The sequence below is a fragment of the Ensifer sp. 38_S197 genome (assembly GCF_056924495.1).
Map to the genome: position 1 here is coordinate 81,763 of NZ_JBXOVZ010000001.1, position 12,615 is coordinate 94,377.

10 protein-coding genes and 1 pseudogene are annotated in these 12,615 nt (G+C 60.4%); 5 read left to right on the forward strand and 6 right to left on the reverse strand.

Annotated features, from left to right (window positions below):
- Positions 1-631 precede the first annotated feature (631 nt).
- The 3 genes and pseudogenes from AC1Z3V_RS00220 to AC1Z3V_RS00230 all read left to right on the forward strand — a co-directional run bounded on the left by AC1Z3V_RS00220 (position 632) and on the right by AC1Z3V_RS00230 (position 3,685).
- Entirely contained in the window at positions 632-1,930 is a 1,299-nt protein-coding gene (locus AC1Z3V_RS00220; RefSeq protein ID WP_483496542.1) for a S41 family peptidase, read from the forward strand.
- 249 nt (positions 1,931-2,179) lie between these two features.
- Positions 2,180-2,490: pseudogene (locus AC1Z3V_RS00225) on the forward strand (DUF736 domain-containing protein).
- A gap of 139 nt (positions 2,491-2,629) precedes the next feature.
- Complete coding sequence (locus tag AC1Z3V_RS00230; RefSeq protein ID WP_483496544.1) at positions 2,630-3,685, forward strand: Fic family protein; 1,056 nt, start codon at positions 2,630-2,632, stop codon at positions 3,683-3,685.
- 374 nt (positions 3,686-4,059) lie between these two features.
- Here AC1Z3V_RS00230 and AC1Z3V_RS00235 read toward each other — a convergent pair whose 3' ends face one another.
- Complete coding sequence (locus AC1Z3V_RS00235) at positions 4,060-4,914, reverse strand: class I SAM-dependent methyltransferase (RefSeq protein WP_483496546.1); 855 nt, start codon at positions 4,912-4,914, stop codon at positions 4,060-4,062.
- A gap of 205 nt (positions 4,915-5,119) precedes the next feature.
- Here AC1Z3V_RS00235 and AC1Z3V_RS00240 point away from each other — a divergent pair, with 205 nt between their 5' ends.
- Positions 5,120-6,928, forward strand: a complete 1,809-nt coding sequence (locus AC1Z3V_RS00240) for an ABC transporter ATP-binding protein/permease (RefSeq protein ID WP_483496548.1) — start codon at positions 5,120-5,122, stop codon at positions 6,926-6,928.
- A gap of 136 nt (positions 6,929-7,064) precedes the next feature.
- Here AC1Z3V_RS00240 and AC1Z3V_RS00245 read toward each other — a convergent pair whose 3' ends face one another.
- Positions 7,065-7,892 carry a bifunctional allantoicase/(S)-ureidoglycine aminohydrolase gene (locus AC1Z3V_RS00245; protein WP_483496550.1) on the reverse strand — a complete coding sequence of 276 codons (828 nt, stop codon included), beginning with the start codon at positions 7,890-7,892 and terminating at the stop codon, positions 7,065-7,067.
- Between the two features lie 173 nt (positions 7,893-8,065).
- Positions 8,066-8,752 (reverse strand): GntR family transcriptional regulator, encoded by a 687-nt coding sequence (locus AC1Z3V_RS00250; RefSeq protein WP_483496552.1) that lies wholly within the window; start codon positions 8,750-8,752, stop codon positions 8,066-8,068.
- Positions 8,753-9,056: 304 nt separating this feature from the next.
- Here AC1Z3V_RS00250 and AC1Z3V_RS00255 point away from each other — a divergent pair, with 304 nt between their 5' ends.
- Positions 9,057-9,791, forward strand: a complete 735-nt coding sequence (locus tag AC1Z3V_RS00255) for an aspartate/glutamate racemase family protein (protein WP_483496554.1) — start codon at positions 9,057-9,059, stop codon at positions 9,789-9,791.
- A 205-nt stretch (positions 9,792-9,996) separates the two neighbouring features.
- Here AC1Z3V_RS00255 and AC1Z3V_RS00260 read toward each other — a convergent pair whose 3' ends face one another.
- The 3 genes from AC1Z3V_RS00260 to AC1Z3V_RS00270 are packed head-to-tail and all read right to left on the reverse strand — an operon-like array spanning position 9,997 to position 12,598.
- The gene (locus tag AC1Z3V_RS00260) at positions 9,997-10,770 is read right to left on the reverse strand and encodes an ABC transporter permease (RefSeq protein ID WP_483496556.1); all 774 of its coding nucleotides are present in this window, start codon (positions 10,768-10,770) and stop codon (positions 9,997-9,999) included.
- On the reverse strand, positions 10,754-11,584 hold the full coding sequence (locus AC1Z3V_RS00265) for an ABC transporter ATP-binding protein (protein WP_429817822.1): 831 nt from the start codon (positions 11,582-11,584) through the stop codon (positions 10,754-10,756). The genes AC1Z3V_RS00260 and AC1Z3V_RS00265 overlap by 17 nt, the downstream gene beginning before the upstream one ends.
- A gap of 12 nt (positions 11,585-11,596) precedes the next feature.
- Positions 11,597-12,598 (reverse strand): ABC transporter substrate-binding protein, encoded by a 1,002-nt coding sequence (locus AC1Z3V_RS00270; RefSeq protein ID WP_483496559.1) that lies wholly within the window; start codon positions 12,596-12,598, stop codon positions 11,597-11,599.
- Positions 12,599-12,615: the final 17 nt, after the last annotated feature.

Below are 12,615 nucleotides of genomic sequence, written 5' to 3' on the forward strand. Positions count from 1 at the left end.
TTCCTTAGCGGGTGGCCCATCCTGTGCGGCTGATTTTCGGCGAAGGTGACGGGAATTCCTGGAATCAAGCATCGACGACAGCGGCATGCCACCCTCCCGCGTTCAAAGCTGTAATGAAACCCCTATATTCGAATGTTAACAAACACTAATGCGGAAAGACAAGCCGTAATCTTTCGTTGTCGATAAATCTTCATAATTCGCTAGGTTTTTACTTAAGCCGTAAAACATATGACAACTTCGTTACACAAATTTCCTAATATAGCTTCCGCCATTAACGGATTGGTTTGACTGGCTTTTATAGCTCTTACGAGCTAGTTCGTCCGCCTCCTCTCGATGCCCCAAAGTGATCAGGGCCCGATCTGTCGAGCGCCGGTTTGTACGCGCCACTTGGGTATCAGCTAATCGCAACGCGCTAAACGAGCGGCGGATTTACAATTCCTAATTGCATTTCAATGATCCTAGATCGTGGCGCTGTCTTGCCTGCCACCGGAAGTCCGACCCGAAAACCGACCGGAAGGAGACAGAGCGGACGGTGGTCGCTGTCGAGATCACGCGAATTTGCAAGCAGGCCGCCTCCCAAGTCGCCCGTGTTTTGCCGATAATCGAGCGACCGGAAACCGGAGGACGAGCTATGCGCCCTGGCTTCTCAGGCACGTTGCTGGCCTTTTCATTGCTCCTGTCGACACCGGCTGCTCCCGATGCGGGCGACGTCAAGCGTTCGGGCCAGCCCGTGTTTGACCGCGTCGTCGAACTGGTTGATGAGGACTTCTACGACACGACGGCGCTGGCCCGCTTCAACACCGCTGCCCGGGCACTAATCGACGGGAGGACGCACGCGATCTCGGCAGCGAGCCCGCCCAGCGACGTCGACGACGCAATCTCATCGGTTCTTGCCAGCCTTCGGGTCTCGCATACGGGACGCTACAAGCCCGATACGATCGACTATTTTGAACTCTCGGACATTTTCCGTTTCGCAATCCGGGATGACGTGCGTCGCCTCTTTCCGCCCGATGGCGAGGTCCGCTATCCCGGCATCGGCATGGTGACGGCCGTTGATGGTGGGCGGCGCTTCGTTGCCGATGTCTACGATGGATCGCCGGCGGAGAAGGCCGGCCTGCTCGTTGGTGACGAGATTCTGTCAATTGACGGGCTACCCTACCGGGAAATCGGCTCCTTCGCCGGCAAAGAAGGCCGAAGTGTCGAGATCCGGCTTCGACGCCATCGCGATGCCGCACCATTTTCGGCGAAAGTCCAGGTCGAGCGATTGCGGCCGCTGCCGATGTTCGAGCGGGCAATCGATGAAAGCCTTGCCTTGAGCGAACGCGAAGGTCACAAAATCGGCTACGTGCGGCTATGGACGCTCTCGACGCGCAACGGCCTTGATATTGTCGCGGAGGCCCTTGCGACCGGCCGCCTCAAGGATGCCGAGGGCGTTATCGTTGACCTGCGCGGACGCTGGGGTGGTGGCCCTGCCGACGCCGCCGAGCTTTTCGTCGGCGACACGCCGACCTTCCGGCTGGTGCCCCGCCGCGGAGATGCGACGCTTGCAAACTTCCGTTGGCGAAAGCCGGTCGTCGCGCTGATTGACAAGGGTACGCGCAGCGGCCTGGAACTCTTCGCCTATGCTCTGCGGCAGAACGCCATCCCGCTGGTCGGTGAACGGAGCGCAGGCGCCTTGCTCGCAGGCCGCGCCTATGTGCTGCCAGATGACAGTCTGCTCGAACTCGCGGTTTCGGACGCGGTGATCGATAACGATCTGCGGCTTGAGGGGATCGGCATCGAACCGGACCGGGCGGTGCCGTTTCCACTTGCCTATGCGGCGGGCAAGGATCCGCAACGGGAGGTGGCGATAGGCGAAATGGTCCGAATGCTCGAAGCTGGAACGACAGGGCACGCAGCGCCACCGCAAGAGCCTGCCGCGACCCGCTGAAGCTTGCGCTCACGAGTAAACGAGGCCCCAAACGGTTGTGCCGCCCGCGAAAATCTCTTGCCCCAGCCGAACAACCTCTTCGTCGGCGCCACGAGTTCGAGTTGTGGCTCGCCTCAGGTGACATGCCGCAAGAGGTCCGCCCCTCCATTTCATTCCGGCCCCTTGGGTGCGGTCCGATCCTCCCCGGTCTTTGCTACTGCCATCGAGGCCGCGAAGGCGCGGCCCAAAACAGCAAAAAGGGACTTGGACATGGCTACCATCGGCACCTTTACCTCCACGAAAACGGCTTCACCGGCTCGATCCGCACACTGGCCCTCAACGTCAAGGCACGCATCGCCCGCGTCGAAAACCCCTCCGATAAGGGGCCGCACTAGCGCATCTACGCCGGCAATGTCGGGCTCGGCGCCGCCTGGCAGAAGCGCTCCGACCAAACCGACCGCGACTACCTCTCGGCCAAGCTCGACGACCCGAGCTTCGCGGCTCCCATCTACGCGACGCTGACGGAAGTTGAGGGCGAAGATGGCTACCAACGCATCTGGTCCCGCCCGAACCGGGACTGAGGAGCGCCTGCCCCGCCCCAAGGCGGGGCCAATCCGTCGTCGAAAAGCCATTCCGATGTGCGGTATTGGATGGAAATGGATGGATTAATGGATGCGACTATGCCATACCCATTTTGGATGGAAACGGATGGGATAATGGATGCCGGCGCTCGACCTTTCAAAATTGCGGATCACGCCTGAGATTTTGTCATTGATCGCCGAGATCGATGAGTTCAAAGGTGCCTGGCGTGCATTGGGGCGCATCGCCCCAGATCGACTCTCCAGCTTGCGGCGGGTTGCAACGATCGAGAGCATCGGTTCGTCGACCCGCATCGAAGGTGCAAAACTAACCGACCGTGAAGTCGAGAGGTTGCTCTCGAATTTGCGCATCGGCTCATTTGCCAGCCGCGACGAGCAGGAGGTCGTAGGCTATGCTGAGGTCATGGAGACCATTTTCGCGGCCTTCAACTCGATCCCGCTCAACGAAAATCATATCCGCCAACTGCACCGTGATCTCCTCGCCCATTCGACCAAGGATGAACGGCACCGCGGAAATTGGAAGACGCTGCCCAACAATGTAGAAGCTTTCGATGAAGACGGTCGAAGCTTGGGAGTTGTCTTCCAAACTGCCTCGCCTTTCGATACGCCCGGCAGAATGGCAGACCTTGTGGCCTGGCAACAGGCTCAGGAGAAGGACGGCACTTTTCATCCCCTGCTCATCGTTGCTGTCTTCGTGGTTGTTTTTCTCGAAATCCACCCGTTCCAGGACGGCAATGGCCGCCTGTCGCGGGCTCTGACGACATTGCTGCTTCTTCGAGCTGGTTATGCCTATGTGGCCTATAGTTCTCTCGAAAGCGTCATCGAGCAGAACAAGGAGGCCTATTATCTCGCGCTTCGCCGCACACAGGGCACGATCCGCACTGATCAGCAAGATTGGAACCCGTGGATCGAGTTCTTCTTGAGAAGCCTCCAGCGCCAGAAGCAGCGTCTGGAGCGCAAAATCGAGCGCGAGCGCATCTTGCTTGGCGACCTGCCGGAGCTTTCCGTTGCTATTCTCGAACTGGCGCGTGAGCGTGGGAGGGTGACCGTTATGGACGCGGCCAATGCGACGGGCGCGAGCCGGAACACGGTAAAGGACCACCTGCGGGCGTTAACCGAGCAGGGACACCTGACCCTGCACGGAGCAGGTCGTGGAACCTGGTATGGCCTGAGCTAAACAGCATGTCACCTGGCTTAGCGCCATTAGCCGATGACGTTACGCGGCTCGCCACGACCATGCCCCTTCTCTCAACTGCTGCCGGCACTCCCTTCTGCGGGCTCGATGAGGCATGTCTGACCGAAGCAGCGAATTGGAGCGCATCGCAATGCTCAATTGCGTCATCGCCGTTCCCAATTTTGCACGGAAAAGCCGCGGCGAAGCGTTCGTGTACTGTGGCCGGCATATTGCGCCATACCGGTCATTCACCTACTCCACCGCGGTAGTCGGCATCGTCGTCCACGATGTGGCGCGATAGAGCCGGCAACTTGCTCTAATCTCGTGGCCGCGCGTTCCTCCACGCTGCCTAGAGGTTTCGCCCCCGAGCTGTGGCCCTAAGGCAGTTCGCGCGTCCCGACCACGACGGTTGCGGTGGAGCGCAGTTCCACCTTGCCGGCCCGCATCGACTGCCGGGCGAGATCCAGGACTTCCGCCTTGATACGCTCCCGCGTCGCAATATCTGCCTGCCCCAAGCCGGCGACCACGGGTGCTGCGATTTCCGTCATGAAGGCCCAATAATCTTCGGGACTGTCGTGAACCATCGTGGTGGTGATCTCTTCCTCCCGAACGTCACGCAAGCCGGCGTCGGCAAAGACGGCCGTCATCATGCCTTCGGGTGCACAGCGGAACAGGCCCGGCGCTCCAACCGGCGGCTTCGGAAGTTCCACGTTGCGCGCGATGGTCGCCATGATCGTAGTTGCCCAGGTATTCTTTTCCGGCGAACTCCAGACGGCGGCGCAGACATGTGCGCCCGGTTTCGCGACCCGCCTCAACTGTTCAGCTGCTGCCGCAACGTCAGGGAAGAACATGAACCCAAACCGGCAAAGGACGGCGTCGAATGCCGCATCCGGGAACGGCAATGCGCCGGCGTCGCAGATCCTGGTTTCAAAGTTCGTCAGGCCGCGGTTCGTCGCGTTCTCGCTTGCCACCTGAAGCATGCGCTCGGATAGATCCGTGACGGTGACCCGACCGTTCGGAATCAATGCTGCGACCGTGAGCCCCGGCTCTCCTGTACCGGCAGCGACGTCGAGCACCTGATCGCCGTCTTCGATGGCCGCCTGCCGGATCATCGCCTGGCCAAAGGGGGCAAGCCATCCGAGAACCAGAGCATCCCATTTCTTCCAGCCGGCGGAGAACCGGTCCCAGGTTTCTCTTTGCTGGTCGCGGATTTGATCGAGATGCGCGGACATAAAGCTTCCTCCCTTGGCGCCATTTTCCGACCTCGTCTGGCGGAACTATGAACTCGCCGCGGAACGTTACAAATCACTTTTGCGCCGCGGGACGAGGGCCTTTGTGACCATGGTTACATGTGCGCTGAGACAATCCGCTCTAGGGTGGGGAGGCAAGGCACGCTATATTCTAACCAAGGAGACTGGGAAGGAGAGATTCGCACCGATGTCGAACCGGACGAACGGCAAGAATAACGGCCGGATAGAACCCAGCGACGAACAACCCCTCGGTGATCAATTGCGGATGATGCATCGGGCCTTCATGGCCTCGCCGCTACGCAACAAGATCATCTGGCTGAGCATAAGCATCGTCGTCGTCATTGTTGTAACAGCCTTCGGCCAGATCATCCTCAATCGATGGTACAAGCCGTTCTACGACACGCTCGAGCGACGTGACCTGCCGGCCTTCCTTCACCAACTCGTCGTCTTCGCCCAGATCGCCGGCGTGCTTCTCGTGCTCAATGTCGTGCAAACCTGGCTTGGGCAGGTCATCAAGCTGCGCTTGCGAGAGGGGCTGACGGAGGATCTCATCAACGAATGGATGCGTCCCACGCGGGCATTTCGCCTGGCGAATGCCGGCGCGATCGGTATCAATCCGGATCAACGCATCCACGAAGACGCACGCCACCTGACCGATCTTTCCGCCGGGCTTTCGATCGGCCTTTTGCAGTCGGGCATTCTGCTGGTGAGCTTCATCGGCGTTCTCTGGTCCCTGTCCGACGGCTTCGTCTTCCATGTCGCGGACTACGCCTTTGCCATTCCCGGTTATATGGTCTGGGCGGCCATTCTCTATGCGGGCACGGCCTCCTGGCTAAGCTGGCTCGTCGGCCGTCCGCTGGTGGGACTGAACGGCGAACACTATGCCCGCGAGGCGGCGCTGCGTTTCTCGCTGATGCGGGTTAACGAACATATCGAAGCCGTGTCGCTTTCGTCGGGAGAAGCAAATGAAAAGAAGCGCTTGCAGCGCGATCTTGCTTCGGTACTCGAGATCAGTTACGGCCTGTTGCGTGCGGTCACGCGATTGACATGGGTCACAGGGGGCTACGGCTGGATCACCGTCGTCGCACCGATCGTCATTGCCGCACCGGTCTATTTCTCCGGAGACTTGAGCTTCGGCGGGCTGATGATGGCGGTCGGCGCCTTCAACCAGGTGCATGCGTCGCTGCGCTGGTTCGTCGACAATATCGGCGCGATCGCCGATTGGCGTGCCACGCTGCTACGCGTCGCCGCCTTCCGTTCAGCATTGCTGATGACCGACGAACGGCACGAGGGCGACAAGCGTATCGACTTCAAGACGGCGGAAACGCCGCAGATGAGCTTCGACAATATCGAGATCGTCTCGCCGACCGGCTGCATCAAGCTTCGGGAACAGAGCGTCACCATCGACCCGGGCGAACGGGTGCTGGTCACCGGTGCTCCGGAAGTGGAAAAGGCCCCGTTCTTCCGGGCGATCGCCGGCCTTTGGCCCTGGGGTCACGGCCGCATTGCACTGCCGGTGGACGATGGTCTCGCCTTCGTTCCGAAGTCACCTTACTTCCCGCCCGGTACCCTTGGCGACGTTCTCGCCTATCCCAGCCCGGCCGATACATATGGCAAAGGAGAACTTGCGGCGGTGCTCTCCAAGGTCGGCCTCGGTCGGCTTAGCGGCCGGCTTGACCAGGATGCACGAAAGCAGATGAACCTCAGCGAAGCGGAGCAGCGCCTCCTGGCCATCGCCCGGCTCAGCCTGCACAAGCCGCGGTGGCTGATCATCGACGAAGCGCTCGACACGCTCGAGGACGACGCCTACCAGCGCGTTCTGAAATTCATGGACGAAGAACTCAAAGGTGTCGCGATCGTCAACATCGGACGGATGGAGCGCGGCAGCGACTTCTTCAGCCGCGTGCTGCACCTGGACAAGAACCCGGCGGGCAATACGCTGCGCCGGCTGCAGCCGAGGAGCCTTCAGCCCGCCGATCCGCAACTGGTGGATTGAAGCAAAAGAGCAACGGGCACGGCCTGCCCTTGCCACTTGTCAACCGAGACATCCAGGAGTGGCAGCAACGCATTGAGAAAAAGGAAACCGCGCATTCATGGGACGCGCGGTTTTGCTTTGCCTTGCGTGAGCTTCCTTAGCGCGACCGCAACTTCATATGGCGGTTCACGTCCTTATAGAGCAGGTAGCGGAACTTGCCTGGGCCACCGGCATAACAGGCCTGCGGGCAGAAGGCGCGCAGCCACATGTAGTCGCCGGCCTCGACTTCGACCCAATCCTGGTTGAGGCGGTAGACTGCCTTGCCTTCGAGCACGTAGAGGCCGTGCTCCATGACATGGGTCTCAGCAAAGGGGATGATCGCACCGGGCTCGAAGGTGACGATGGTGATGTGCATATCGTGGCGCAGATCCGAGGGATCGACGAAGCGGGTCGTCGCCCACTTGCCGTCCGTGCCGGGCATGGGTGCCGGGGTGATCTCGGCCTCGTTGGTGAAAATGGCTTCCGGTACGGGCAAACCGTCGACGTGCTCATAGGCCTTGCGCACCCAGTGGAAGCGAACAGGCGCTTCGCCTGCGTTGCGAACGGTCCAATTGCTGGCCGGCGGAATGAAGGCGAAGCCGCCCGGCTGCATCTTGTGCGCCTTGCCGTCAAGCGTGACGGTCAGTTCGCCCTCGACGACGAAGATCGCGCCTTCGGCGCCCTCGTCGAGTTCCGGCCGGTCGCTGCCGCCGCCCGGAGCGATTTCCATGATATATTGTGAAAATGTTTCAGCAAAACCGGAGAGTGGACGCGACAATATCCACAGCCGGGTCTTGTCCCAGAACGGCAGGTAGCTGGTGACGATATCCATCATCACGCCCTTCGGGATCACGGCGTAGGCTTCAGTGAACACCGCGCGATCCGTCAGGAGTTGGGTTTGTGCCGGGTTGCCGCCATGCGGCGCATAGTAACTACGGTTGGTCATATCTTCCTTCAGTCTGCTGGCAGGCACCGCCTCTTCTTCAAATGCGGTGCAATTGGTCCTGCGCTGCTGCATCTGTCCTGAAATCGGCTCCGACTTGAGGACAAAAACATGCAGTAAATCAAAGCGCTACAGCGACCTTTGCGCATCGGATGAGACGCGCGACGCTGTCGGCTTCAAAGCAATGCGGTGCGAAGATCTCGGGGCTGATCCTTCTCCTCGTCCAGATCCAGCTCCGCTTCGACGTGGTTCAGATGTTCGGCCATTTCCTTGATCGCGCCCGCGACATTGCGCGCCGCGATGTGCTCGACGACGGCCAGATGTTCGTCCGGACCGCAATTGTGCAGATGGTTCGAGCGGTACATCGCGGTAATCAGAGATGTGCGCGAGACGAGGTCGCGCAGAATGCCGAAGAGAAAGGCCGAGCCAGACAGCTCCGCGAGCAACAGGTGAAAGCCACCGGAAAGCCGAACGATATCAGAGAGATTGCCGGAGCGCCCGGCAATGCGCTCTTCTTCGATATGGCCTCGCAAGCGGACGATATCCTTGGGGGTGGCGCGTTCGCACAAGCGTTCGACGACGCGCTGCTCGATCGCGCGTCGGGCGACGAATACGTCGCGGGCCTCATCGACGGAAGGCTCGGAGACGAAGGCGCCGCGGTTCGGCATGATCGTCACGAGGCCGTCGCGTTCCAGCGCGGTCAATGCCTGGCGAATGCGGGCTCTGCTGACGGAGAATATTTCGGCAAGTTGCTCTTCCTTCAACCGCGTGCCGGGCCGTAGCCGCCGTTCTGCGATCGCAAGCCAGATCTTCTCGCAAATGATCGCCGTCGGAGCACCGGCGGCTTCGTCCGCGTTGTACATGAAATCTCCCTTAGCCGTTCGCCTACTCTCGCCGTGCGGCGCTCAAAGTCAATTCCATCCGCTGCAGTTAGATATTGACTACAAAATTGTAGACAATATTGTGTACCGCAACTTGATGTGCAATGGCAACTGCTTAAACACGATCACGCGATCGGCCCGAAGCCGGTGCGTGGTGCCACTTGAGAGCCCCGATGGACTTTGAATTCACTGAACTGCCGCACCAGGAGGGGGCCGTCATGCGCACTCTCGACATCACGGCCCATGCGCTCCTTGCAATCGTCCTTCGGAAAACGAGTTGATCCCAATGCGTCTCCTGCTCATCAACCCGAATTCCACCCGCTCCATGACGGAACAGGCGCATCGCAGCGCTGAGCGCGTCGCAGCACCCGGGACCCGTTTGGAGTCCGTCAACCCGACGTCCAGCCCGGCCAGCATCGAGGGCCACGCCGACGAGGCGATGGCCGTCCCGGCGATGCTTGCCGAGATCCGCAAGGGCGAGGCGCGCGGGATCGACGCCTATGTGATCGCCTGCTTCGATGATCCAGGCCTTGGCGCCGCGCGCGAAATTGCCCGCGGTCCGGTGATCGGCATCTGTCAGGCGGCAGTGCAGGTGGCGATGAACATCGCCACCCGCTTTACGATCATCACCACCCTGCCCCGCTCCGTGCCGATCATCGAGGATTTGGCGGAGGCTTATGGTGCGGGCCATCGCTGCCGCAAGGTCCGTTCGGTGGACATGCCGGTACTGGCGCTGGAAGAAGATCTCGCGCATACCGAGGAGATGCTGGTGCAGGAGATCCTCAAGGCGCGGCAGGAAGATGGTGCGGAAGCAATCATTCTCGGCTGCGCTGGCATGTCCGAACTCTGTGACCGCCTGAAGGCGCGCACGGGGATGCCTGTCATCGACGGTGTGACCGCTGCGGTAAAGCTCGCCGAAGCCCTTGTCGGCGGCGGCTATGCCACTTCGAAAGTGGGGGCCTACGACTATCCCCGCGCCAAAGAAGCGCCGGCCTGCCGACTGGTTGACGCCGCCGGCTAAGTCTCCGCCTGTCCCCGGGCACATCCCCGCCCGGTAGAGAGCGCAGGGTAGATTTGCCGCTCAATATCCCTAGGGGGTCCGCAAATTGAACGAGGCTTGGAAGCTGATACGTCCCGGAGAGTGCTCAGAACGCCTGCGTTCTCCCTTCTGGCAAAAAGGGAGAACGCTTGCAAATATGCTGCTTCAGGGTTGCCGCTAAAGATCGTCACGCGGGCCGGTCGGAAGCGCTCGGTCGCCACTTGATGAGTTGCTTCTCGGCGACGTCCAGGATGCTGTCGATAATCAGGACAAAGATCGCGAGGATGAAGATGCCTGCGAAGACCCCGACCGCATCGAAGTTGCCTTCCGCCTGAGCGATCAGATAGCCAAGGCCGGCAGACGAGCCAAGATACTCGCCGATGATCGCCCCGACGACGGCAAAGCCGACCGACGTGCGCAGCGAGGAGAGAATCCAGCTTGCCGCTGCCGGGAAATAGACGTGGCGAAGCAGATCCGATCGCTTGGCTCCCAGGATGCGGGCGTTAGACAGCACCACTGGGTTGACTTCACGAACGCCCTGCATGGCGTTGAAGAAGGTGACGAAGAACACCAGCGTCACGGCGAGCGCAACCTTGGACCAGAGACCAAGGCCGAGCCAGAGCACGAAAATTGGCGCAAGCACGACGCGGGGGATCGCATTGAGGCCCTTGATGAAAGGGTCCAGAATGCGCGCGGTCGAACGGCTGAGGCCGAGCCAGACGCCCGCTGCCACCCCAAGTCCCGTTCCGACCAGATAGCCAAGTACGGTTTCGGTCAGCGTGATGGCCACATGGTTATAGAAGCTGGCGTCCACCACCCAAGAAGCCACCTGGTTGAAGATGTCGGCCGGAGCTGGGAAAAAGAAGACGTCGATGACGCCGGCCGCGACACCGAACTGCCAGCCGCCGACGATTGCCAGCAGCAGTACGACCTGAATGAGGCGTTCAGTCATGGCGTTCATAGCTTTTCTCCACTTCGCCGCGCAGCGATGACCAGATGTTGCGATAAAGATCCATGAAGCGTGGATCGAGCTTGATTTCGGCGACATCGCGTGGACGTTCGAGATCGACGGGGAAGCTGTCGATCACGCGCGAGCGCGGTCCGGCGGCAAGCACCACCACTCGATCCCCGAGAGCGATTGCCTCCTCAAGATCGTGGGTAATCATCACCACGGCGCGCCGTTCCTCCTGCCAAAGCCGCAGCAGCTCGTTCTGCATGAGGTGACGTGTATGAATGTCGAGCGCTGAGAAGGGTTCGTCCATCAGGATGACCTTGGGGCCCGTAATCAGCGCCTGCGCCATCTGCACACGCTTGCGCTGACCGCCCGACAGTTGGTGCGGATAGCGGTGCTCGAAGCCCTTCAGACCGACCTTCGCCAACCACTTCAACGACTGCTCGCGCCGTTCGGCAGCGCCTGTGCCCTTGAACATGGGGCCAAGTTCCACGTTCTCGAGCGCAGTCTTCCACGGAAGCAGCGCATCCTGCTGGAACAGATAGCCGATATCATTTTGGACCCCGCGTACCGGCTGACCGTCAATAGCGACATTACCGCTCGATGGCTTCAACAGTCCGGCAATCGCATTGAGTATCGTGCTCTTGCCGCAGCCGGTCGGACCTACGATCGCGAGAAACTCACCGTCGGCGACACTCAGGTTCACATCCTGCACGGCCACATAGGCGCCGAAGGACATGGTGACCGCGTCGATGGAAACCATCGGCTTTACCTGATGCCGACTGTCTGCCGGCGGTGCGGTTTTCACTACAGCCAATGCCATGACCTCCTCCTATCAGTTGGCGGCGACGTTCGGGGCCTTGCCGACGAACTCGTTCGTGTAGGTTTTCGTCAGGTCGATTTCAGCCGCCGCGACCTTTTCGTTGAAGCTCTTCAAGACGGCGAGTGGAGTCTTGATATCTTCCTCGTTGATACGGCCGTCCTTTGAAAAGATCGCCTTCGCATTCTCGACCGCCTTGATGTAGGTATCACGGTCTCCGGAGATGAACTCCTTGGGGAGCTTGTCGACAATCTCTTCCGCTGAGTGACTATTCATCCATTCGAGCGCCTTGACCGTCGCATTCGTGACCTTTTGGATGGTCTGCGGATTTTCCTCGATATAGCTCTGCGTGGCATAGAGGACGGAGGTCGGGTAGATCCCGCCATAGATCGCCCTGGCACCCTCGTCGCTGCGTCCGTCGATCAGGATCTTGCCGACGCCCTTGGCCTCGATGAAGGTCGCTGCGGGGTCGTAGTTGACGAGGAGGTCAACCTTGCCCTGTTCGAGCGCCGCGACGGCGGCAGCCCCGGAGCCAACCCCGATCAGCGAGACGTCGTCCGCGGACATGCCGTTGCGCTGCAGGTAATACCGGACAAAGAAATCGGAAGACGAGCCTGGGGAAGTGATCCCGACTTTTGCCCCTTTGATGGTTTCCGGTTTTGCCGGGTCAAAAGTGCTGTCCTTGCCGCCCGCCAACACGAGCCCGGAATTGCGGGCGAGTTGCACGAACGCCACCACAGCCTTCTTCTGCGACTGCATCTGGATCGTATGGTCGTAGAAGCCAACGGCGATATCCGTCGAGCCAGCGACAAGCGCCTGAAGCGTCTTTGAGCCGCCCGATGCGAAGTTTTCGACGGTCACCTCCAAGCCTTCCTTTTCGTAGAGGCCGAGCCCCTGTGCGACCGGAAAGGGAAGATTGTTAAGATTATAGGAACCGACGCTGATGCGGACGGGATCCGCCAATGCCGAACCGGCAAAGGCGACGGTTGCCGCGAGGGCGAGCATGAGCTTGCGCATGATATTCTCCTCCTGTT

Bases quoted from the DNA above. Each gene is read 5' to 3' on its own strand.
- AC1Z3V_RS00260 (WP_483496556.1), bottom strand. From the start codon at position 10,770: ATGAACGCCATGACTGAACGCCTCATTCAGGTCGTACTGCTGCTGGCA.
- AC1Z3V_RS00235 (WP_483496546.1), bottom strand. From the start codon at position 4,914: ATGTCCGCGCATCTCGATCAAATCCGCGACCAGCAAAGAGAAACCTGG.
- AC1Z3V_RS00270 (WP_483496559.1), bottom strand. From the start codon at position 12,598: ATGCGCAAGCTCATGCTCGCCCTCGCGGCAACCGTCGCCTTTGCCGGT.
- AC1Z3V_RS00265 (WP_429817822.1), bottom strand. From the start codon at position 11,584: ATGGCATTGGCTGTAGTGAAAACCGCACCGCCGGCAGACAGTCGGCAT.
- AC1Z3V_RS00220 (WP_483496542.1), top strand. From the start codon at position 632: ATGCGCCCTGGCTTCTCAGGCACGTTGCTGGCCTTTTCATTGCTCCTG.
- AC1Z3V_RS00245 (WP_483496550.1), bottom strand. From the start codon at position 7,892: ATGACCAACCGTAGTTACTATGCGCCGCATGGCGGCAACCCGGCACAA.
- AC1Z3V_RS00255 (WP_483496554.1), top strand. From the start codon at position 9,057: ATGCGTCTCCTGCTCATCAACCCGAATTCCACCCGCTCCATGACGGAA.
- AC1Z3V_RS00230 (WP_483496544.1), top strand. From the start codon at position 2,630: ATGCCGGCGCTCGACCTTTCAAAATTGCGGATCACGCCTGAGATTTTG.
- AC1Z3V_RS00240 (WP_483496548.1), top strand. From the start codon at position 5,120: ATGTCGAACCGGACGAACGGCAAGAATAACGGCCGGATAGAACCCAGC.
- AC1Z3V_RS00250 (WP_483496552.1), bottom strand. From the start codon at position 8,752: ATGTACAACGCGGACGAAGCCGCCGGTGCTCCGACGGCGATCATTTGC.